Source organism: Streptomyces sediminimaris (genome assembly GCF_047049295.1).
In the GTDB taxonomy this organism is placed as follows: Bacteria; Actinomycetota; Actinomycetes; order Streptomycetales; family Streptomycetaceae; genus Streptomyces; species Streptomyces sediminimaris.
Window position 1 is genome coordinate 964,938 of record NZ_JBJWOT010000001.1, and the last position, 19,797, is coordinate 984,734.

Genomic DNA, 19,797 nt, shown 5'->3' on the forward strand with positions numbered 1-19,797 from the left:
CACACCCGCCCGGCGCACCGCCCGCACAGGCGGCTTCCGCGGCCCGCTTCCGCAGACCGCTTCCACAAGCCCCTTCAAATGGTGTAGACCTGTACGGTGATTGGCCTAGACTTTTAGCAGTGTCGGGCGGCCCCGGAAGGCAGGTCATGACCACCGACGTCAGCAGCGCCCAGTACGGCAGCCGGTTTCCCGGCGGCCTCGCGCGGGTGCCGAAGTACTACCGCGTCAAGCAGCAGGTCCTCGACATCGCGCGGGCGCTGACGCCCGGATCGCGGATGCCGGCCGAGCGGTCGCTGGCCGTCCTGCTCGACACCTCGCGCACCACCGTCCGCCAGGCCCTGCAGGAGCTCGTGGGTGAGGGCCGGCTGGACCGGATCCAGGGGAAGGGCACGTTCATTGCACGGCCGAAGCTCTACCGCACGCTCCAGCTCACCTCCCACACCGAGGACATGCAGGCCCAGGGCCTCGAGCCGGCCTCGCGCGTCCTGGACGTCGGCCACGTCGAGGCCGACGGGAAGCTCTCGCGCCTGCTCGACATCGATGTCGGGGAGAGCGTGCTGCGCATCGAGCGGCTGCGGCTGGCCAACGGCGAACCCATGGCGATCGAGACGACACACCTGTCCGCACGGCGCTTCCCCGGCCTGCGCGAGTCGCTGGCCCGGCACAGATCCCTGTACTCGCTGCTCGCCGAGGCCTACGGCGTGCGCCTCGCGGAGGCCGAGGAGGGCATCGAGACCTCGCTCGCGACCCCGTACCAGGCCGCGCTGCTCGCCACGGAAGTGGGCGTGCCGGTGATGCTGCTGTCGCGCCACTCGCTCGACGCGCAGGGCAGGCCGGTGGAGTGGGTCCGCTCCGTGTACCGGGGCTCCCGCTACAAGTTCGTGGTGACCTTGGTGCCCACGGCGGACTGACTCCCCGGCCGGCCACGGCCGTTCTCCCCTCGCGCCCCCCACGTTCACGGCGGCCGCGGTCACCGCGGCCCGGCGATCGCGCGACCGAACCGCGGACAGGCCGTGCCGCGGTCCGGGGCCGGCGACGTGAGTCCTCCCCCCAGGCTCGCCGGACGTCCCGTCCCCGCCTCTGCTCTCGATGACCGCCGCGCCCCACGGGCCCGGCCCGCACCGTCGACCCTGGGAAAAGCCGTGACACAACAGGGTGTTCCCGCACGCCGCGGCCACGCCGACAAAGCAGCCGACAGGACAGTTGACCGAACTGCCGAGCGGACGACCGACCGGACGACCGACCGGGCAGGGGCCACCGGCCCGGACCCGGAGATAGGCCTGCCGTGACCGATACGACGACGTCGCCGGCGACGCTCGCGGAGGCCGTGATCACCGCGCGCGAGGCGGCCTGCCTCACCCAGGAGGACCTCGCGGAACGGTCCGGCGTCAGCGTGCGGGCCATCCGCAACCTGGAGACCGGCCACACCTCGCGGCCCCGCAAGCAGTCGCTGGTGCTCATCGCCAGGGCCCTCGGGCTGCCGCCGGGCGAGGTGGGCCGGCTGGTGCGCCGCCCGCTCGCCGGCGGCCACCGGGAACCACCCGGGCCCGTGCCCGCCGAACTCCCCGCGGCCCCCCGCCAGCGCCTCGCCGGCCGGGCGGCGCACGTCGGCTCCCTGCGCGCCCACCTGTCGGCCGCTCGGCCCGACGGCCTCGGAAGGCCCGCGGTCGTCGTCGGGCCGCCCGGCGCGGGAAAGACCTCGCTGGTCCTCGAGGCCGCGCACGGCGTGCGCGGACGGTTCCCGGACGGGCAGGTCCACGTCGACCTCCACCCCGGCTCCGCCGCCGCGCCGCTGACCCCCGACGAACTCGTCCGCCGCGTGCTGCGTTCCCTGGGGACCGCGCCCGGCGTGGACCGTCCGGAGGAGGCGGGCGCACGGCTGCGGGACGCGCTGAGCAGACGGCGCGTCCTGGTCGTGCTGGACAACGTCGACAGTGAGGCACAGGTCCGGCCGCTGCTGGTGGACGGCGCCCGCAGCGCCGTGCTGGTGGCCGCCCGCCGGGAACTCCCGGCGCTCACAGGGCAGTTGCGCCGGCGGATCGGCGCCCTGAGCGAGTGGGAGTCCTTCCAGGTGCTGGAGGATCTGCTCGGAGCCGCGCGCACCCGCGCGGAGCGGGACTGCGCGCTGAGCGTGGTGCGCTCCTGCGCGCGGCTGCCGCTCGCCCTGCACATCGCGGGGCTCTGGCTCTCGGCGCGACCGCACCGCTCACTGCGCGATCTGGCGGACCGCCTGGAGCCCGAGCAGGACCGGCTCCGGTTCCTGCACATCGGGGACCTGTCGCTGCAGGCCAGCGTGGCGGCCTGCTTCGGCGTGCTGCCGGCCCCGGCCCGGGCCGCCCTGCAGCGGCTCAGGACGGTGCGCGGCGCGTTCGGCGTCGAGGAGATGACGACCCACGTGACGCCGTCGCGAGGGCTCGCGGCGGATCTCCTCGACGAGCTCCTGGACCGCCAGATGATCCACGCCGACACAGCCACCGAAGACGGCCGGGCCCGCTACCGCGTCCACGAGGCGGTGCGTCAGTACGTCGCGTACTGCCCGACCGGCTCCTGCCGGACCGGCACGGCGACGGGCCAGGTCTGGCTCCCCCGGCAGGCGGGCGGCGCGCGCACGGCCGGCGGGGTGCGCGACCAAAGGCGCGGGCCCGGCTGACGCCCGGCGGGAAGGCGTCGCCGTCGGCCCCGGAGCGGCCGCGTGGGAGGGCGCCCCTGCCGCGCGGCGGCCGCGAGATCACGGTGCCCGGGGGACCGGAGGCCGGGAGGCGGCACGGACCCCGCTCCTCCCCGGACCGCACTCCGTCCGGCAGACTCGACCCCATGGAGACAGCCGAGTTCGTGCAGACCCTGGACCGCGAGGGCCGACTGCTGGCCGCGGCCGCCGAGGCGGCCGGGACGGACGCCAAGGTTCCGACGTGTCCGGGCTGGCAGGTACGCGACCTGGTGCGGCACACCGGGACGGTGCACCGGTGGGCGGCCGCCTTCGTGGCCGAGGGGCACAGCTCCCCCCGGCCGGACGGCGGGCTGCCCGACCTGGACGGCCCGGAGTTGCTGGTCTGGTTCCGCGAGGGGCACCGGCATCTCGTCGACACCCTCGCCCGCGCCGAGCCGGACCTCGAGTGCTGGCACTTCCTGCCCGCGCCCTCGCCGCTGGCCTTCTGGGCGCGGCGGCAGGCGCACGAGACCGCGGTGCACCGCTTCGACGCGGAGTCGGCGCGGGGCGGGGCCCCGTCCCCGATCCCCGCCGCCTTCGCGGCGGACGGCATCGAAGAGCTGCTGTTCGGCTTCCACGCCCGCGCCAGGAGCAGGGTCCGCACCGACGGGCCCCGGAGCCTGCGGGTGCGGGCGACGGACACGGACGACGCGGTGTGGACCGTACGGCTGTCCCAGGAGCCGCCGGCGGCGACGCGGGGCGCGGAAGGCGCTACGGACTGCGAAGTGGCCGGTCCCGCGGCGGAGTTGTACCTGGCACTGTGGAACCGCCGGCCGTTCCCGCGGGTGACCGGGGACGCCGCGGTCGCCGGCCTGTGGCGCGAGCGGTCCGCCGTCACCTGAAGCTGAGGCCGCCGGAGGGAGACCGGCTACTCGGGGCCGGCGGGGTCCGCGAGCATCCGGCTCAGCACCGCACGCTGCACCGGCAGCACCTCGCGGTGCAGCGCGCGTCCCTTCCCGGTCAGGGCCACCCGGACCCCGCGCCGGTCCTCCGGGCACATGGTGCGCTCGACGAGCCCGTCCTTCTCCAGTCTGGCGACCAGCCGCGACAGCGCGCTCTGGCTGAGATGGACGCGCTCGGAGATCTCCTGCACGCGGTAGGCGCACGACTGCCCGGACAGGACGTCCAGCACCTCGAAGTCACTGCCGCACAGGCCGTGCCGGTGCAGTTCCCGGTCCAGTTCGCACTGGGTGCGCGCATGCAGCGCCAGGATGTCCCGCCATTGGTCCACGAGGGCCCGCTCGGCCTTCTTCGCCGCCATGGACGCACCGTAGCAGAGAGGCGAAATTATTGCAGCAGAATTAAATGCGCTTGCATTTCATGCATGCGCATGTAGTCTCTTCGCCATGACCTCTCCGCTCACCACCTCCGCGGCCCCGGGCCCGGCGGTCCGCTGGACCCCACGGCTGTGGGGCACCCTGCTGGTGCTCTGCGCCGCGATGTTCCTGGACGCGCTCGACGTGTCGATGGTCGGCGTCGCCCTGCCGTCCATCGGCGCGGACCTGGACCTGTCCACCTCGGCGCTGCAATGGATCGTCAGCGGCTACATCCTGGGCTACGGCGGCCTGTTGCTGCTCGGGGGACGCACCGCCGACCTGCTCGGCAGGCGCCGGGTCTTCCTGGTCGCGCTGGGCGTCTTCGCGCTCGCCTCGCTGCTCGGCGGCCTGGTCGACTCCGGCCCGCTGCTGATCGCGAGCCGTTTCGTCAAGGGCCTGAGCGCAGCCTTCACCGCGCCCGCGGGCCTGTCCATCATCACCACGACCTTCGCCGAGGGCCCGCTGCGCAATCGCGCCCTCTCCATCTACACCACCTGCGCGGCCACCGGCTTCTCGATGGGCCTGGTCCTCTCCGGCCTGCTCACCGAGGCCAGCTGGCGCCTGACCATGCTGCTGCCCGCGCCCATCGCGCTGATCGCCCTGCTGGCGGGCCTGAGGCTGCTGCCGCGCAGCGAGCGCGAGAAGGACCACAACGGCTACGACGTCCCCGGCGCCGTCCTCGGCACCGCGTCGATGCTGCTGCTGGTCTTCACCGTCGTCCAGGCCCCGCAGGCCGGCTGGGCCTCGGCCCGCACCCTGCTGTCCTTCCTGGCCGTCGCGGTGCTGCTGACCGCCTTCGTCCTGGTGGAGCACCGCTCGCCGGGTCCGCTGATCCGGCTCGGCGTGCTGCGTTCCGGCAATCAGATCCGCGCCCAGCTCGGCGCGCTGGCCTTCTTCGGGTCGTACGTCGGCTTCCAGTTCCTGACCACGCTCTACATGCAGTCGCTGCTGGGCTGGTCGGCGCTGCACACCGCGCTCGCCTTCCTGCCGGCCGGCGCGCTGGTGGCGGTGTCCTCGACCAAGGTCGGCTCGATCGTCGACCGGTTCGGCACGCAGCGGCTGATCGCCGTGGGTTTCGCGCTGATGGTCGCCGGCTACGCGCTGTTCCTGCGGGTGAACCTCGACCCGGTCTACGCCGCCGTCGTCCTGCCGTCGATGCTGCTGATCGGCGCGGCCTGCGCGCTGGTCTTCCCCTCGCTCAACATCCAGGCCACCAGCGGCGTCGAGGACCACGAGCAGGGCATGGTCTCCGGTCTGCTCAACACCTCGGTGCAGGTGGGCGGCGCGATCTTCCTGGCCGTCGTGACGGCGGTGGTGACCGCCGACGCCCCCGAGCACGCGAGTGCCCAGGCCGTGCTGGACAGTTACCGTCCCGGGCTGATCGTGGTCACCGGTGTCGCCCTCGCCGGGCTGCTGATCACGCTCACCGGCCTGCGGACCCGCCGTACGCAGCGGTCGATCGTGGTCGCCGGGTCCGACTCCCTGGAGGCGGAGCCCGTGGGGGTGCGCGACTGAGGGGCGTCCGCCGACGGCGCGCCCGGCGGGGCTGGTTGCCCCGCCGGGCGTATCGCTGTGAAATGACGGGGGAACGGAGAGCGGGGGAAGGCATGACGGACAGCGGGGGACGCAGCAACAAGGCCGAGCGGGACGCGTTCACCGTCGAGGTGGGATACGCGCTGTGCAGCGCGGCGTTCGCGGCCCTGGTCGTCTACGGGGCGATCGTCGCTCCCGCGCTCCTCTTCCGGCTGCCGCACCTCGTCGAGAACCTGCTGCGGCACACCGGACTGGTGCTCGCGCCCGTGCTGTTCGTGGTCCGCGTCGTGAGCGTTCTGCGCCGTTACCGGCGGCCCGCTCAGCCCAGCCAGCCGGGGCGGACCAGCCCCGACTCGTAGGCGAGGACGACCAGTTGGGCCCGGTCGCGGGCGCCCAGCTTGACCATCGTACGGCTGACGTGGGTCTTCGCGGTGAGAGGGCTGACGACCAGGCGCCGGGCGATCTCCTCGTTGGACAGGCCGATGCCGACCAGCGCCATCACCTCCCGTTCCCGCTCGGTGAGTTCGCCGAGGACGCCGGCGGCCGCGGGTTCCTTGGAGCGGGCCGCGAACTCGGCGATCAGGCGGCGGGTCACCCCGGGGGAGAGCAGCGCGTCGCCCTCGACCACCGCCCGCACCGCACGCAGGAGTTCCTCCGGCTCGGTGTCCTTGACCAGGAAGCCGGAGGCACCGGAGCGGATCGCCTCGAAGACGTACTCGTCGAGCTCGAAGGTGGTGAGCATGACCACCTTCACGCTCCGCAGCTCCTCCTCGCCGGTGATCCGGCGCGTCGCCGCCAGCCCGTCCAGCGCCGGCATGCGGATGTCCATCAGGACGACGTCCGGGCGCAGTTCGCGCACCTTGCTCAGCGCCTGCGCACCGTCGGCGGCCTCGCCGGCCACCTCGATGTCCGGCTGCGCGTCCAGCAGCGCCCGGAAGCCGGCCCGCACCAGCGACTGGTCGTCGGCGAGCAGTACGCGGATCACCGGTCGTCCTCCTTGGCCTTCACCTGCAACGGCAGAACGGCGAGCACCCGGAACCCGCCGTCCGTGCGCGGGCCCGCCTCGATGGTGCCACCCAGCGCGGCGGCCCGCTCCCGCATTCCGGCCAGGCCGTTGCCGCTGCCGCCCGCGTCGGCACCGGTCGCGGGCCCGTCGTCGTCGACGCGCAGCCGCAGCGTCTGCCCGTCGTGGCCCAGGCGCACCCGTGCCCGGCGCGAGCCGGAGTGGCGCACGACGTTGGTCAGCGCCTCCTGCACGATGCGGAAGGCGGCGAGGTCGGTGCCGGGCGCGAGCCGGGGCGGCTCCCCCTCGACCTCCACCGTCAGACCCGCGCCGGCCGCCTGCTCCACGAGTTCGGGCAGCCGGCCCAGTCCGGGCGCCGGAGCGCGCGGCGGGTCTCCCGGCGCGCGGAGTGTGTCGAGGACCTGACGGACCTCGCCGAGCGCCTCCTTGCTGGCCGCCTTGATGGTGGTGAGCGCGGTGCGCGCCTGCTCGGGGTCGGTGTCGAGCAGGGCGAGGCCGACACCCGCCTGTACGTTGATCACCGAGATGCTGTGCGCGAGGACGTCGTGCAGCTCGCGGGCGATCCGCAGCCGCTCCTCGTCGGCGCGCCGCCGGGCCGCCTGGGCGCGCTCGGCGCGTTCCCGGCTCCATTGCTCGCGCCGGGCCCGGGTCAGTTCCGCCAGCGCGACGATCGCCACCACCCAGGCGGCGATGAACAGTTCCTGCCCCCAGGAGGGTGCCGAGTCCCCGGGGGGCGGCAGCCGGCGGTACAGCCAGTGGGCCGCCAGCATGTGCCCGGCCCACAGCATGGCCACGGCGCCCCAGGCGGCCCGCCGGTGTCCGGCGACCACGGCGCTGAAGCAGGCAACCGCGACGGTGAGGAAGACCGGCCCGTAGGGATATCCGGCGCCCAGGTAGACCATCGCGGCCGCCGCGGTGCCGAACACGACGGGGACCGGGTACCGCTGCCGCCACAGCAGCAGCCCGGAGCCCGCCAGCAGCAGCACGCGCGCGAAGGCGTCCAGCGCGGCCCGCCGGCCCTCCTGCTGGTGGGCCGCCCAGTGGGAGCCGACGAGCACGAAGACCGTGAGCAGCACGGTGGAGCGCCACGGCCAGCGGGGCGGGCGGTGCTCCTCGCCCCAGCGGTTCCTCCACGGCGGTCCGTACCGCCACCACCGGGGCGGCCCGCCGCCGTGCGCAACCTGCTCGTCCATGTCCGCCACGCTAGACGCGGCCGGGCCCGCGAGGCGTCCCACGGACGGGGTGATCACGCGTACTCCCCGGGAAGTACGGCACCCGACCGGCGCTCACGTCAGCCCGACCTCCCCCGCGAGCCGCCCGGCCGCACGGCGGAAGAACGCCTCCCGCTCCTCCACGACCCGGTGGAACTGGCCGAACACCTCGAAGCCGATCAGCCCGAACAGCTGCGCCCAGGCAGCGACGAGGGCCGGTGCGACGGCGGGCGGGAGGTCGGAGGCGAAGTCGGCGACCATGCGGTCCGCCTCGGCCTCCAGGTCCGCGGGGAGCGGGGGCAGCGTCAGGCCGGGGCCCTGGTGGGCGTCGCGGACGATGCCGATCAGGACGAGAGCGACGCGGGAGGCGGCCCGGACGGTGGTGTCGGGCGCGACGTAACCGGGGACCGGCGATCCGTAGATGAGTGCGTACTCGTGGGGGTGCGCGAGGGCCCACTCCCGTACGGCCGCGCAGATGGCGGTCCAGCGCTCGACGGGGCCGGCGTCGCCCGCGGCGGCGAGGGCCGCCTCGGCCGCCTCCCCGACGGAGTCGTAGGCATCGATGATGAGCGCGGTCAGCAGGTCGTCACGGCTGGGGAAGTAGCGGTAGAGCGCCGAGGAGACCATCCCGAGCTCACGCGCCACGGCCCGCAGCGAGAGCTTCGCGGCACCCTCGGACGCGAGCCGTCTGCGCGCCTCGTCCTTGATGGCGGCGGTGACCTCGATCCGGGCGCGGGCGCGGGCGCTGTGTGCGGTGCTCATGGAGGGCAGTCTCCCATGAAACGAGAGCGGTGCACACAGAAGAGAGCAGGGAACCGAAAAGAGATCGGCGCACTGAAAAGAGAGCACCGCTCTTGCGCCGGGCGGCGATCCGGTGCAGACTCTCCACCAAGCGAGAGCAGTGCTCACAAAAACGGGCAGCGCTCTCCCAACGACAGGGGTCCCCATGTCCACGCACGTGCAGAAGCCCGGCTGGTTCACCGTCAACGTCTTCAACCGCGCCGTCGCCTGGATGACCCGCCGCGGCATCAGCGTCTGGGGCTCCCGGGTCCTGGCGGTCCGCGGGCGCAAGAGCGGCGAGTGGCGGACCACTCCCGTGAACCTGCTGACGGTGGACGGGCGGCAGTACCTGCTCGCCCCGCGCGGTCACGTGCAGTGGACGCACAACATGCGGGCGGCGGGCGGCGGCGAGCTGCGCCTCGGCAGGACCGTCGAGGTCTTCACCGCCACCGAGGTCCCCGACGACGACAAGGTGCCGCTGCTGCGGGCCTACCTCAAGCGTTGGAAGGCCGAGGTCGGCGTCTTCTTCAACGGCGTCGGACCCGACTCCCCCGACGCCGACCTGCGCCGCATCGCCCCCGACCACCCCGTCTTCCGCGTCACCGTCACGAAGTGACGTCGCCGCCCGCCGCGGACCCGCCGACCGGAGACCCGCCGGCCGGAGACTCGCCGCTCACGGTGGACCGGTCGCCGTCCTGCCGCCGGTCCAGCACGGTCAGGGCGCGCTGGGCCATCGGGTGGGTGCGCACGATCTCGGCGAGGCTGGTCGAGCCCCGGGTGATGTCCCTGAACGCGTTCCACGCGGGCCGGAACCCCGTCAGCGCCGCGTGGAAGAGCCCGGGACGGCGCTCGAACACCGCCAGCATGCGCCTGCCGATGCTCATCTCCACGCCGAGTCCCGCCTTGACCGCGAAGGCGTAGTTCAGCGCCTGGCGCCGGGCGTCCACGGCGTCGTGCGCCTCGGCGATCCGCACGGCCCACTCCCCCGCGAGCCGCCCGGAGCGCAGCGCGAAGGAGATGCCCTCGCGGGTCCACGGCTCCAGCAGCCCCGCCGCGTCCCCGCACACCAGCACCCGCCCGCGGGAGAGCGGCGAGTCGTCGGCGCGGCAGCGGGTCAGGTGGCCGGAGGAGATGCTCGGTTCGAAGCCGGCGAGGCCGAGCCGGCCGATGAACTCCTCCAGATACCGCTTGGTGGCCGCGCCCTCCCCGCGCGCCGAGATGACGCCGACGGTCAGTGTGTCGCCCTTGGGGAACACCCAGCCGTAGCTGCCGGGCATCGGCCCCCAGTCGATGAGCACCCGGCCCCGCCAGTCCTCGGCGACGGTGTCCGGCACCGGGATCTCCGCCTCCAGGCCGAGATCCACCTGATCGAGCTTGACCCCGACGTGCGCTCCTATGCGGCCGGCGCTGCCGTCGGCGCCCACGACCGCACGGGCCAGCAGCGTCTCGCCGCCCTGCGTGACGACCGCGACCGTGCGCCGGTCCGGCACCGCCGAGCCGTGCTGCTCGACGCGCTGCACGCCGACCCCCGTGCGCAGCTCGGCGCCCGCCTTCTGCGCGTGCTCGACCAGCTGCTGGTCGAACTCGGGCCGGTTGATCAGCCCGAACAGGGTCTGCCGGGAGCGCCGGGTGCGGGTGAAGCGGCCGTTGCTGGAGAAGGTCACCGCGTGCACCCGGTCGCGCAGCGGCAGGTCGAAGCCGGGCGGCAGCGCGTCCCGGGAGGGGCCGATGATCCCGCCACCGCACGTCTTGTACCGCGGCAGCTCCGCCTTCTCCAGCAGCAGGACCCTGCGTCCCGCGACCGCCGCCGCGTAGGCGGCCGAGGCCCCCGCGGGTCCCGCGCCCACCACGACGACGTCCCACACCCGCTGCACGTCGTCCGCCGAAGAGTTCTCGCTGCTCACGATGGTCTGCCGCTCCCGATCACGCCGCTGCCACACCTGTCCCAGGCATCCTACGGCGGACGTCGCCGCAGGCCACTGTGGGAGGATCCGGATATCCACGTTCAACGTCGCACCCACAAGGAGCGTGCCCATGTCGTCGAACCCGGTCGCCGGGACCGTCGCCTCTCTGATGCCGAGAGCGCGGGCGGAGCTCGCCGAACTGGTGGCCTTCAAGTCGGTGGCGGACTTCGACCAGTTCCCCCGGAGCGAGAGCGAGGGCGCCGCGCGGTGGGTCGCCGACGCGCTGACCGCCGAGGGGTTCCAGGACGTCGCGCTGCTCGACACCCCCGACGGCACGCAGTCCGTCTACGGCTACCTGCCCGGCCCCGAGGGCGCCAGGACCGTTCTGCTCTACGCCCACTACGACGTCCAGCCGCCGCTCGACGAGGCCGCCTGGACGACACCGCCGTTCGAGCTGACCGAGCGGGACGGCCGCTGGTACGGGCGCGGCGCCGCCGACTGCAAGGGCGGCGTCATCATGCACCTGCTGGCGCTGCGCGCCCTGAAGGCCAACGGCGGCGTGCCGGTGCACGTCAAGGTCATCGCCGAGGGCTCGGAGGAGATGGGCACGGGCGGCCTGGAGCGCTACGCCGAGGAGCACCCGGACCTGCTCACCGCCGACACCGTCGTCATCGGCGACGCGGGCAACTTCCGCGCCGGCCTGCCGACGGTGACCACCACCCTGCGCGGCATGACCCTGGTCCGCGTCCAGGTCGACACCCTCGAAGGCAACCTGCACTCGGGCCAGTTCGGCGGCGCCGCCCCCGACGCGCTGGGCGCGCTGATCCGCGTCCTGGACTCACTGCGCGCCGAGGACGGCTCGACGACCGTCGACGGGCTGGCCCCGGAGACCGGCTGGGAGGGCCTGCAGTACGACGAGGAGCAGTTCCGCCAGGACGCCAAGGTCCTCGAAGGCGTCCGGCTGATCGGCTCGGGCACCGTCGCCGACCGCATCTGGGCGCGTCCGGCCGTCACCGTCCTCGGCATCGACTGCCCGCCCGTCGTCGGCGCCACCCCGTCCGTGCAGGCGAGCGCCCGCGCGCTGGTCAGCCTGCGCGTCCCGCCGGGCGTCGACGCGATCGAGGCGACCAAGCTGCTCCAGGCCCACCTGGAGGCGCACACGCCGTGGGGCGCCCGGGTCCGCACCGAGCAGACCGGCCAGGGCCAGGCGTTCAGCGCCGACACCACCAGCCCGGCCTACACGGCGATGGCCGAGGCGATGGCGGTCGCCTACCCGGGCCAGGAGATGCAGTACGCCGGCCAGGGCGGCTCCATCCCGCTGTGCAATACCCTCGCCGCGCTCTACCCGCGCGCGGAGATCCTGCTCATCGGCCTGAGCGAGCCGGAGGCGCAGATCCACGCGGTGAACGAGAGCGTCTCACCCGAGGAGCTGGAGCGGCTGTCGGTGGCGGAGGCGCTCTTCCTGCAGAACTACGCCGCGAGCTGACGGCTCTGCCGTCGGCGAAGGGCCCTCGTCCCGGGACGGGGGCCCTTCTACGGTCGCTGCCATGGACATCGTGGAACTGCACCCCCGTCTGCACCTCCTGCGCTTCGACGTCGGCCAGGCGTACGTGTGGCGCGACGGCGAGGAACTGACGCTGATCGACGCGGGCCCCAAGGGCTCGGGAGCCCCCGTCGCCGCCGTGGCGGCACGGCTGGGGACCGTCCGCCGCATCGTGCTCACCCATTTCCACGAGGACCACGCGGGCGGGGCGGGCGAGCTCGCCGCCCTGACCGGCGCCGAGGTGCTGGCCCATCACCTGGACGCCCCCGCGGTGACGGGCGAAGTCCCGGGCCCGCCCCCGGTGTTCGAGGACTGGGAGCGCCCCGTCCACGCCGAGGCCGTCCGGCGGCTCCCCGCGGGCGGCCTCGTACGGCCGTCGCGGGTCACCGCACTCGCCGGCGGCGACGTCCTCGGACTCGGCGAGGGAGCACGGGTGATCCACACCCCCGGTCACGCCCCCGGCAGCATCGCGGTGCACCTCCCTCGTCACGGCGTGCTGTTCACGGGTGACACGGTGGCGGCGTCGCCGGTCGACGGCCGTGTGCTGCCGGGCGTGTTCAACGTCGACCGGGAGCGGCGCCTCGCCTCCTTCCACCTGCTCGCGGCGCTGCGCACGGACATCGCCTGCTTCGGGCACGGCGACCCGGTGGTCGGGGACGCGGACGCCGCACTTCGCCGATCGGCAGACACGCACCCGCTTCCGCCCTGAGCATGGAGGTCATGTCCTCCGCCGCGCGCCGCGCCACGCACACCGACCTCGCCGTCTCCCTGGGCCTGCTCAGCGACCTGGAGCTGGCGGACCTGCTGGCGAAGGGGACGCCCGCAGGCGCCGGGATCGGCGGGCGTTCGGTGCTGATCGACGTGGACGGCCACCGGGTCTTCGTGAAACGGGTGCCGCTGACGGACGTCGAGCGGCTGCCCGGGAACACGGGATCGACGGCGAACGTCTTCGAGCTGCCGTCCTTCTGCCACTACGGCATCGGCGGCCCGGGCTTCGGCGCCTGGCGCGAGCTGGCCGCGCACACGATGACCACGAACTGGGTGCTGGCCGACCGCTTCCCGGGCTTCCCGCTGATGCACCACTGGCGGGTCCTGCCGGACACCGCGCAGCCCCTGCCCGGCGAACTGGCCGACGTGGAGGAGGTGGTGGCGTACTGGGGCGGCGCCCCGCAGGTGCGCGAGCGCGTCGAGGCCCTGCGGACCGCCTCGGCGAGCCTGACCCTCTTCCTGGAGTACTTCCCGCACACCCTCCACGACTGGTTCGGCGCCCAGTTGCGCACCGGTGACCCGGACGGGACCTGCGCGCGGGTGGAGCGGTGGCTGGGCGCGCTGACCCCCTTCCTGCGCGACCGCGGGCTGCTGCACTGCGACGCCCACTTCCAGAACGTCCTCACCGACGGCGAGGAGTTCTTCCTCGCCGACTACGGCCTCGCGCTCAGTCCCCGGTTCCGCCTCACCCGGCAGGAGCGCGCCTTCTTCGACCGGCACCGCGACTTCGACCTGGTCTACACCCGGGCGCACCTGGTCAACTGGCTCGTCACGGCCCTGTACGGCTACGACCGCCAGGAGCGCGAGGCGTTCGTGCGGGCCTGCGCGATCGGCGCGCACGCGGACGGCGTCCCGGAGACCGCCGCCGCGATCATCTCCCGTGACGCCCCCCTGACCGCGGTGCTGAACCGCTTCTTCGGCAGGCTGCGGCAGGAGAGCAGGCGGACGGCCTACCCGTACGAGGAGCTGCGGCTGGCCTACAACAGTTCCACGCTCTCCGCGTAGTGGCAGGCGACCGGGTTGCCGCCGCCCCGGTCGACCAGCGCGGGGACGTCCTCGACGCAGGCCGTGCGTTCGCTGTCCGTCAGCTGGTTCGCGAACTTGGGGCAACGGGTGCGGAAGCGGCAGCCGCTGGGCGGGTGGACCGGGCTGGGCACGTCGCCCTGGACGAGGATCCGCCTGCGGGCGCGTTCCTTGCGCGGGTCGGGGAGCGGGATGGCGGACACGAGGGCCTGGGTGTAGGGGTGGGCCGGGGCGGCGAACAGACGGCGCGCGGGGGCGACCTCGACCAGGCGGCCCAGGTACATGACCGCCACCCGGCCCGCGACATGGCGCATCACCGACAGGTCGTGGGCGACGAACAGGAACGACAGACCCAGCTCGCTCTGCAGGTCCATCAGCAGGTTCAGGACGCCCGCCTGGATCGACACGTCGAGCGCCGACACCGGCTCGTCGAGCACGAGCACCTTGGGGTGCAGGGCCAGCGCCCGCGCGACGCCGATGCGTTGGCGCTGCCCGCCGGAGAACTCGTGGGCGTAGCGGTTGCCGTGCTCGGGGTTGAGGCCCACCAGCCGCAGCAGCCGGCGCACCTCGCCGGCGCCGCCGGCGTCGTAGCGGCCGTGGATGCGCAGCGGTTCGGCGACGATCTCGTGGACGGACATGCGCGGGTCCAGGGAGGCGTACGGGTCCTGGAAGACGATCTGGAGCTCGCGGCGCAGCGGCCGCATCCGGCGCCGGGACAGCGCGGTCAGTTCGTGGCCGCCGTAGCGGACCTGGCCGGAGGTCGCGGTCTCCAGGCCCAGCACGGTGCGCGCGGTGGTCGTCTTGCCGGAGCCGGACTCGCCGACCAGGCCGAGGGTCTCGTGCTCGAACAGATCGAAGGAGACCCCGCACACGGCGTGCACGTCGCCGACCCGGCGGCGTACGACGCCGTGGGACATGACCGGGAAGTGCTTGACGAGGTCGCGGACCTGCAGGACCGGTTCGCCGGTGCCGCCGTGACCGGGCAGCGGGGGCAGCGGGGCGGCGGCCCGCGCGGGGGCGCTCATGCGGAGTCCTCCTCGGTGTCGCTCCCGGGTGCCGTGTCGGCGAAGCGGGCCAGCAGCTCGGAGTCGGCGCCCGCCACGGCGAACAGGTCCTCGGCGCGGGCGTCGACGAGTTCGCCGGCGAAGTGGCAGGCGCTGAGGTGGTGTGCGTGGTCCGAGGGCCGGAGCGGCGGTTCCACCCGGTCGCAGACCTCCCGGCGCAGCGGGCACCGCGGGGCGAACGGGCAGCCCGGCGGGAGGTTCAGCAGCGAGGGCGGTGATCCGCTGATCGGGATGAGCCGCTCCTCCTCGCGGTCGAGACGGGGCATGGAGCCGAGCAGCCCGAGGGTGTAGGGCATGCGCGGGGTGTAGAAGATGTCGCCCACGGAGCCCGTCTCCACGATCCGTCCCGCGTACATGACGGCGACCCGGTCGGTGTGGCCGGCGACCACTCCCAGATCGTGGGTGATCAGCACGAGCGCGGCGCCGGTCTCGGCCCGGGCGGCCTCCAGGGCGTCGAGGATCTGCGCCTGGACGGTGACGTCGAGAGCGGTGGTCGGCTCGTCGGCGATGATCACCTCCGGGTCGTTGGCCATGGCGATGGCGATGACCACGCGCTGGCGCATGCCGCCGGACAGTTCGTGCGGGTAGGTGTCGACGCGGCGCTCCGGGCCGGGGATCCCGACCCTGCCGAGCAGGTCCACGGCCCGGTCGCGGGCGGCGCGGGCCTTCAGGCCGGGGTGGTGGCGCCGGAGTGTCTCCGCGATCTGGTAGCCGACGGTGTACACCGGGTTGAGGGAGGTCATGGGGTCCTGGAAGATCATCGCGATGCCGCTGCCCCGTACCTCCGACAGCCGCGCGTCGGACAGCCCGAGGAGTTCGCCGCCGTCGAAGCGGACCGAGCCGCGCACGCGTGCGGTGGCCGGCAGCAGGCCCATCACGGCGAGCGCGGTGACGGACTTGCCGGAGCCGGACTCGCCGACGATGCCGAGCGACTCGCCGCGCTCGAGGCGGTAGCCGGCACCGCGCACGGCCCGTACGATCCCGTCCTCCGTCGGGAACTCGACGTTGAGGTCCTCGACTTCGAGGACGGCCCCCGAGCCTTCTCCCTTTGCTGTGACCGTCACTGTCGCACCCTTTGCTGCCGGGGGTCGAAGGCGTCGCGCAGTCCGTCGCCGATGAAGTTGATGGTCAGGGCGATGGCGATGATGAACGCGCCGGGGATGTAGAAGAGCCAGGGCCGGGTGTCGACCGCGGTCCTCGCGTGCGAGACCAGCAGCCCCAGGGAGGTGTCGGGCGGCTGGACGCCGAAGCCGAGGAAGGACAGGGCCGTCTCGGTCAGGATGCCGGTGGCCACCAGCACGGTGGCGTTCACGATGATCGGCCCCAGCGAGTTGGGCAGCAGGTGCCGGAAGATGATCCGCGCGTCGGAGGCACCGAGCGCCCTGGCCGCCTCGATGAACTCCTTCTCCCGCAGCGACAGGACGGTGGAGCGCACCACGCGGGAGACGTACGCCCAGGTCAGTCCCGCGACGACGACCGCGATCCAGTACCACGAGCCGCCGCTGTGCGAGGAGATGACCAGGGCGATGGCGAACAGCGGCAGGGTCAGGACGAGGTCGGCGACACGCATCATGACGGCGTCGAAGACACCGCGGTAGAAACCGGCGACGGCGCCCCAGACCGAACCGACCACGGTGGACCCCAGCGCGATCATGATGGCGATCTTCACCGAGGTCTGGGTGCCGCGCATGACCTGTGCGTAGGCGTCGTAGCCGGAGGAGTCGGTGCCGAACGGGTGCTTGAAGGACGGCGGCTGGGAGTTGTCGGAGGTGTACTTGCGGTACGAGTAGTGCCACAGGTGGGGGCCGATGAACGCCCACAGCACGATCAGGACGAACACCGCGAGGCTGGCCATGGCCGCGCGGTGGCGCAGGAACCGGCGCAGGATCAGCTGGGTCTGGGTGCGCTGCCGCACCGTGAACTCGTGCTCGGTGCCGGGCGCTTCGGTGCCGGAGGAGCCGTGCGGCCTGGTGTCAGTCATAGCGGATCCTCGGGTCGAGTACGGCGTACAGCAGATCGGCGACCAGGTTGAATCCGATGACGATGACGGCGGACAGCAGCAGCCAGGCCATGGTGCGGTAGACGTCGAGTGTCGTCGCCGCCTGCACCAGCATCTCGCCCATGCCGTGCCACTGGAAGATCGTCTCTGTGATGACCGCTCCGCCGAGGATGATCGCGACGTCGAGTGCGGTGACCGTGGCGAGCGGGATCAGCGCGGTGCGCAGGGCGTGGCGCGTCATCACCCGGGCGCGGCGCAGCCCCTTGGCCCGGGCGAGGCGTACGTAGTCGCTGTTGAGCACCTCCAGCATCGAGGCGCGGGTGTAGCGGGTCCAGGAGGCGAACGAGACCAGGGCGAGGGTGATGGTGGGCAGGACGAGATGGCCGACGCGGTCGGTGAACTCGTTCCACAGGGTGTCGTTGTTGAGGTAGGTCGACTTCTCGCCGATCGTGCCGAGGAAGTCGCTGCCGGTCGCGTTGTTGACCCAGATCCCGGCCTGTTTGAGCAGGACCGCGAACCAGAACACCGGCATCGACAGGAACAGGAAGCCGAGGAAGGTGATGGTGTAGTCGGCGGCCGAGTACTGGCGGATCGCGCTGAAGACGCCGAACAGGACGGCCAGCACCAGGGCGATGACCATGGCGGAGGCGACCAGCGTGACGGTGACCTGGAAGCGGCTGAACAGGTCGTGCCCGATGTCGAGGTTGGGCTGTACGGAGGGGCCGAAGTCGCCGTGCAGCACTCCGGTGATCCAGTTCCAGTAGCGCTCCACGACCGGCTGGTCGGCGTGGATGTGCCGGGCGAACGCGGCGACGGCGGCCTTGCTGGGCGGAGGCTGGCGGGAGGTGGCGTAGTTCGCCACCGGGTCGCCGGAGTCGACGACGACCAGGAACACGATGAACGTCGAGGCGATGAGGACGGGTATGGAGACGAGGATGCGGCGCACGGTGTAGGCGAGCATGCGGTCTTCTCTCGGGGGCCGACGGACTGGTGCCGGGGCGGGCCCGGCCCGGGATCGCCGGGACCGGGCGCGCGTCGGAGCGGCTGCCGGGGCTACTTCCGCAGGCCCCACTCACCCACGTTGTAGGGCGGTCCGACGTTGGTGGAGTTGTTGCGTATGTTCACGAACCGCTTCTGCACCGCGAGGAAGGTGGGCTTCTGGTACAGCGGCAGGACGTAGGCGTCCCCGACCATGATCTTGTCGGCCTGGTTCAGCAGCGAGGCGGCCTTCGTCTGGCTCGTCTCGCCCAGGGCCCGGTTGATCAGGGAGTCGACCTGCTTGTTGCTGTAACCGCCGTAGTTGCCGCCGCCTCCGGTGGTCCAGGTCTGCTGGGCGTTGGCGCTGGGGAACGGCGAGGCCACCCAGGCGAACACGATGATGTCGTACTGGTGCCCGACCAGCACCGTGCCGAGGTCGGCCGCCCCGATGGGCTTGATGCCGACCTTGATGCCGAGGCCGCGCAGGGCGCTCTGCAGGATCTGGCACTCGTTCTGGCGGATCTGGTTGCCGGTGGTGTAGCGGCAGTCGAAGGGGCCGACGGCCTTGCCGTCAGGGGTCTTCAGGGCCGTGCCCACACCGGTGAACTTCGCGTCCGTCAGATACTTCTTCGCCTTGGCCAGGTCGCCCGATCCCTGCCCGGTGGAGGTCACGAGATCCTGGTAGCCGTTCTGGCCGGGTACGAAGTTGTGGTTGCCGAGCTGCTTGACCTTCGGGTCGAACTGGCCGACCGTCTTCGCCACGATGTCCTTGATGTCGATCGCCGTGAACATCGCGAGGCGCAGGGCCTTGTACCTGCCGATGACGGGGTTGTGCAGGTTGAGGTCGAAGTGCTCCCAGGTCAGCCCGTTGCCGATGCTGTAGGTGACGTTCGGGATGTTCTTGACCTGGTTGACCAGGTCCACCTCGGGCTGCGGGTAGATCCCCTGGACCTCGTTGTTCTGCAGGGCGACCGGCTCCTGGGTGGCGTCCGTGATCACCCGGAAGACCAGCCGGTTCAGCGAGGCCTTGTGGGCACCCCACCACTTGGGGTCGGGCACGTAGGTGGCGTGGTCGTTGTCGACCCAGTCCTTCATCTTGTACGGGCCCGCCGTCGGGTACTTGCTCGGCGGGTTCTTCTGGAAGTACTGCCAGCCCTTGGCCATCTGAGCGGCCGTCATATGGGCGGCGTCACCGGACTTCGCTCCGGAGACCTTCTCGGCGACGTGCGCCGGGTACAGCGGATAGCCCGCGCCGAAGAGCTGCTTCCAGTCCGAGAAGGGCTTGGCCATCACGACGGTGACCGTCTTGCCGCCGTCGGAACCGGTGACGGACTTGACGCGGTCGTAGCCGGCGGTGCTCTGCGGCAGGCAGCCCTTGGTCTGCGTGCTGTCGCCGGCCGGGGGCGGCGGGCAGTCCTTGCCGTTGTTGGTGCGCCAGTAGTAGACGAAGTCGTCGGCGGTGATGGGGGTCCCGTCGTTCCACGCCGCCTTCGGGTTGATCTTGTAGACGAGGGTCTGCGGGCTGGTGCCGGTCTGGGCCGCCGAGGTCACCAGGTCCTTGTTGAGCGAGACGCTGAAGTCCGGCTGCGGGACGAAGACCATCGGCAGGACGGGCTCGATGGCCTCGGCGTTCTCGAAGGTGTTGCCGTTGGTGTCCTGGATGTTCCACTGCTGGATGTTCTTCTCCAGCGTGTAGGTGAGCGTCCCTCCGGGTTTTGTGGCACCGGAGTTGCAGGTGTTGGCCTTGCCCTGGGTGTTGCAGGCCGAGAGTCCCGCCGAGCCGCCGTTGTCCGAATTGCCGCCCCCGCCGCCGCTGCAGGCGGCCAGGACCAGCACGAGCCCGGCTGAGAGGGTGAAGCCCCTTGTGAGGGCGGATGATTGCGCGCGCATGTCCCTCCTTCGGCCGCCGGAGATCCCGCGGCGTGTGACGAGGCGGCCGATCGGCCG

At 72.6% G+C, this 19,797-nt stretch carries 19 protein-coding genes; 9 read left to right on the top strand and 10 right to left on the bottom strand.

The window, feature by feature from the left end; all coding sequences use genetic code 11:
- Window positions 1-146: 146 nt before the first annotated feature.
- From ACJ9NR_RS04470 to ACJ9NR_RS04480, 3 genes are all read left to right on the top strand, one after another.
- Window positions 147-911 carry a GntR family transcriptional regulator gene (locus tag ACJ9NR_RS04470; protein WP_412489653.1) on the top strand — a complete coding sequence of 255 codons (765 nt, stop codon included), beginning with the start codon at window positions 147-149 and terminating at the stop codon, window positions 909-911.
- 374 nt (window positions 912-1,285) lie between these two features.
- Window positions 1,286-2,650 carry a helix-turn-helix domain-containing protein gene (locus tag ACJ9NR_RS04475; RefSeq protein ID WP_412489652.1) on the top strand — a complete coding sequence of 455 codons (1,365 nt, stop codon included), beginning with the start codon at window positions 1,286-1,288 and terminating at the stop codon, window positions 2,648-2,650.
- A 164-nt stretch (window positions 2,651-2,814) separates the two neighbouring features.
- Window positions 2,815-3,549: a maleylpyruvate isomerase family mycothiol-dependent enzyme gene (locus ACJ9NR_RS04480; RefSeq protein WP_412489651.1), complete on the top strand. Its 735-nt coding sequence runs from the start codon at window positions 2,815-2,817 to the stop codon at window positions 3,547-3,549.
- Window positions 3,550-3,575: 26 nt separating this feature from the next.
- Here the strand turns inward: ACJ9NR_RS04480 and ACJ9NR_RS04485 are convergent, their stop codons facing one another.
- Entirely contained in the window at window positions 3,576-3,968 is a 393-nt protein-coding gene (locus ACJ9NR_RS04485) for a MarR family winged helix-turn-helix transcriptional regulator (RefSeq protein WP_412489650.1), read from the bottom strand.
- A gap of 85 nt (window positions 3,969-4,053) precedes the next feature.
- Here ACJ9NR_RS04485 and ACJ9NR_RS04490 point away from each other — a divergent pair, with 85 nt between their 5' ends.
- Together ACJ9NR_RS04490 and ACJ9NR_RS04495 are read left to right on the top strand one after the other, a co-directional pair.
- On the top strand, window positions 4,054-5,538 hold the full coding sequence (locus ACJ9NR_RS04490) for an MFS transporter (RefSeq protein ID WP_412489649.1): 1,485 nt from the start codon (window positions 4,054-4,056) through the stop codon (window positions 5,536-5,538).
- Window positions 5,539-5,630: 92 nt separating this feature from the next.
- Window positions 5,631-5,915 carry a DUF6332 family protein gene (locus ACJ9NR_RS04495; RefSeq protein WP_412489648.1) on the top strand — a complete coding sequence of 95 codons (285 nt, stop codon included), beginning with the start codon at window positions 5,631-5,633 and terminating at the stop codon, window positions 5,913-5,915.
- On the opposite strand, the gene ACJ9NR_RS04500 is transcribed toward ACJ9NR_RS04495, so the two are convergent.
- The 3 genes from ACJ9NR_RS04500 to ACJ9NR_RS04510 form a co-directional block, all read right to left on the bottom strand.
- Entirely contained in the window at window positions 5,876-6,541 is a 666-nt protein-coding gene (locus tag ACJ9NR_RS04500) for a response regulator transcription factor (RefSeq protein ID WP_412489647.1), read from the bottom strand. The genes ACJ9NR_RS04495 and ACJ9NR_RS04500 overlap by 40 nt on opposite strands.
- Window positions 6,538-7,773: a sensor histidine kinase gene (locus ACJ9NR_RS04505; RefSeq protein WP_412489646.1), complete on the bottom strand. Its 1,236-nt coding sequence runs from the start codon at window positions 7,771-7,773 to the stop codon at window positions 6,538-6,540. The genes ACJ9NR_RS04500 and ACJ9NR_RS04505 overlap by 4 nt, the downstream gene beginning before the upstream one ends.
- A gap of 93 nt (window positions 7,774-7,866) precedes the next feature.
- On the bottom strand, window positions 7,867-8,553 hold the full coding sequence (locus ACJ9NR_RS04510) for a TetR/AcrR family transcriptional regulator (protein ID WP_412489645.1): 687 nt from the start codon (window positions 8,551-8,553) through the stop codon (window positions 7,867-7,869).
- Between the two features lie 184 nt (window positions 8,554-8,737).
- Here ACJ9NR_RS04510 and ACJ9NR_RS04515 point away from each other — a divergent pair, with 184 nt between their 5' ends.
- On the top strand, window positions 8,738-9,187 hold the full coding sequence (locus ACJ9NR_RS04515; RefSeq protein ID WP_412489644.1) for a nitroreductase family deazaflavin-dependent oxidoreductase: 450 nt from the start codon (window positions 8,738-8,740) through the stop codon (window positions 9,185-9,187).
- Here ACJ9NR_RS04515 and ACJ9NR_RS04520 read toward each other — a convergent pair.
- A complete protein-coding gene (locus ACJ9NR_RS04520) occupies window positions 9,177-10,475 on the bottom strand; it encodes a geranylgeranyl reductase family protein (RefSeq protein WP_412489643.1) in 1,299 nt (432 codons plus the stop codon). The two genes, ACJ9NR_RS04515 and ACJ9NR_RS04520, sit on opposite strands and share 11 nt — an antisense overlap.
- Window positions 10,476-10,605: 130 nt before the next feature.
- Here ACJ9NR_RS04520 and ACJ9NR_RS04525 point away from each other — a divergent pair, with 130 nt between their 5' ends.
- The 3 genes from ACJ9NR_RS04525 (at window position 10,606) to ACJ9NR_RS04535 (ending at window position 13,791) form a co-directional block, all read left to right on the top strand.
- Entirely contained in the window at window positions 10,606-11,961 is a 1,356-nt protein-coding gene (locus ACJ9NR_RS04525) for a dipeptidase (RefSeq protein ID WP_412489642.1), read from the top strand.
- A gap of 61 nt (window positions 11,962-12,022) precedes the next feature.
- Window positions 12,023-12,727, top strand: a complete 705-nt coding sequence (locus ACJ9NR_RS04530; RefSeq protein ID WP_412489641.1) for an MBL fold metallo-hydrolase — start codon at window positions 12,023-12,025, stop codon at window positions 12,725-12,727.
- An 11-nt stretch (window positions 12,728-12,738) separates the two neighbouring features.
- The gene (locus ACJ9NR_RS04535; RefSeq protein ID WP_412489640.1) at window positions 12,739-13,791 is read left to right on the top strand and encodes a protein kinase family protein; all 1,053 of its coding nucleotides are present in this window, start codon (window positions 12,739-12,741) and stop codon (window positions 13,789-13,791) included.
- Here ACJ9NR_RS04535 and ACJ9NR_RS04540 read toward each other — a convergent pair.
- The 5 genes from ACJ9NR_RS04540 to ACJ9NR_RS04560 all read right to left on the bottom strand — a co-directional run bounded on the left by ACJ9NR_RS04540 (window position 13,764) and on the right by ACJ9NR_RS04560 (window position 19,740).
- The gene (locus tag ACJ9NR_RS04540) at window positions 13,764-14,834 is read right to left on the bottom strand and encodes an ABC transporter ATP-binding protein (RefSeq protein ID WP_412489639.1); all 1,071 of its coding nucleotides are present in this window, start codon (window positions 14,832-14,834) and stop codon (window positions 13,764-13,766) included. The two genes, ACJ9NR_RS04535 and ACJ9NR_RS04540, sit on opposite strands and share 28 nt — an antisense overlap.
- Window positions 14,831-15,937 (bottom strand): ABC transporter ATP-binding protein, encoded by a 1,107-nt coding sequence (locus ACJ9NR_RS04545; protein WP_412489638.1) that lies wholly within the window; start codon window positions 15,935-15,937, stop codon window positions 14,831-14,833. Before ACJ9NR_RS04545 ends, ACJ9NR_RS04540 begins: the two co-directional genes overlap by 4 nt.
- A complete protein-coding gene (locus tag ACJ9NR_RS04550; RefSeq protein WP_412489637.1) occupies window positions 15,934-16,854 on the bottom strand; it encodes an ABC transporter permease in 921 nt (306 codons plus the stop codon). Before ACJ9NR_RS04550 ends, ACJ9NR_RS04545 begins: the two co-directional genes overlap by 4 nt.
- Window positions 16,847-17,833 (bottom strand): ABC transporter permease, encoded by a 987-nt coding sequence (locus ACJ9NR_RS04555; RefSeq protein ID WP_412489636.1) that lies wholly within the window; start codon window positions 17,831-17,833, stop codon window positions 16,847-16,849. The genes ACJ9NR_RS04550 and ACJ9NR_RS04555 overlap by 8 nt, the downstream gene beginning before the upstream one ends.
- Before the next feature lie 92 nt (window positions 17,834-17,925).
- Window positions 17,926-19,740: an ABC transporter family substrate-binding protein gene (locus ACJ9NR_RS04560; RefSeq protein WP_412489635.1), complete on the bottom strand. Its 1,815-nt coding sequence runs from the start codon at window positions 19,738-19,740 to the stop codon at window positions 17,926-17,928.
- Window positions 19,741-19,797: the final 57 nt, after the last annotated feature.

Excerpts from the sequence above, each read along its gene's own strand:
- ACJ9NR_RS04525 (WP_412489642.1), top strand. The coding sequence starts at position 10,606 with ATGTCGTCGAACCCGGTCGCCGGGACCGTCGCCTCTCTGATGCCGAGA.
- ACJ9NR_RS04505 (WP_412489646.1), bottom strand. The coding sequence starts at position 7,773 with ATGGACGAGCAGGTTGCGCACGGCGGCGGGCCGCCCCGGTGGTGGCGG.
- ACJ9NR_RS04490 (WP_412489649.1), top strand. The coding sequence starts at position 4,054 with ATGACCTCTCCGCTCACCACCTCCGCGGCCCCGGGCCCGGCGGTCCGC.
- ACJ9NR_RS04555 (WP_412489636.1), bottom strand. The coding sequence starts at position 17,833 with ATGCTCGCCTACACCGTGCGCCGCATCCTCGTCTCCATACCCGTCCTC.
- ACJ9NR_RS04560 (WP_412489635.1), bottom strand. The coding sequence starts at position 19,740 with ATGCGCGCGCAATCATCCGCCCTCACAAGGGGCTTCACCCTCTCAGCC.
- ACJ9NR_RS04515 (WP_412489644.1), top strand. The coding sequence starts at position 8,738 with ATGTCCACGCACGTGCAGAAGCCCGGCTGGTTCACCGTCAACGTCTTC.
- ACJ9NR_RS04530 (WP_412489641.1), top strand. The coding sequence starts at position 12,023 with ATGGACATCGTGGAACTGCACCCCCGTCTGCACCTCCTGCGCTTCGAC.
- ACJ9NR_RS04550 (WP_412489637.1), bottom strand. The coding sequence starts at position 16,854 with ATGACTGACACCAGGCCGCACGGCTCCTCCGGCACCGAAGCGCCCGGC.
- ACJ9NR_RS04540 (WP_412489639.1), bottom strand. The coding sequence starts at position 14,834 with ATGAGCGCCCCCGCGCGGGCCGCCGCCCCGCTGCCCCCGCTGCCCGGT.
- ACJ9NR_RS04470 (WP_412489653.1), top strand. The coding sequence starts at position 147 with ATGACCACCGACGTCAGCAGCGCCCAGTACGGCAGCCGGTTTCCCGGC.
- ACJ9NR_RS04485 (WP_412489650.1), bottom strand. The coding sequence starts at position 3,968 with ATGGCGGCGAAGAAGGCCGAGCGGGCCCTCGTGGACCAATGGCGGGAC.
- ACJ9NR_RS04535 (WP_412489640.1), top strand. The coding sequence starts at position 12,739 with ATGTCCTCCGCCGCGCGCCGCGCCACGCACACCGACCTCGCCGTCTCC.
- ACJ9NR_RS04495 (WP_412489648.1), top strand. The coding sequence starts at position 5,631 with ATGACGGACAGCGGGGGACGCAGCAACAAGGCCGAGCGGGACGCGTTC.
- ACJ9NR_RS04480 (WP_412489651.1), top strand. The coding sequence starts at position 2,815 with ATGGAGACAGCCGAGTTCGTGCAGACCCTGGACCGCGAGGGCCGACTG.
- ACJ9NR_RS04510 (WP_412489645.1), bottom strand. The coding sequence starts at position 8,553 with ATGAGCACCGCACACAGCGCCCGCGCCCGCGCCCGGATCGAGGTCACC.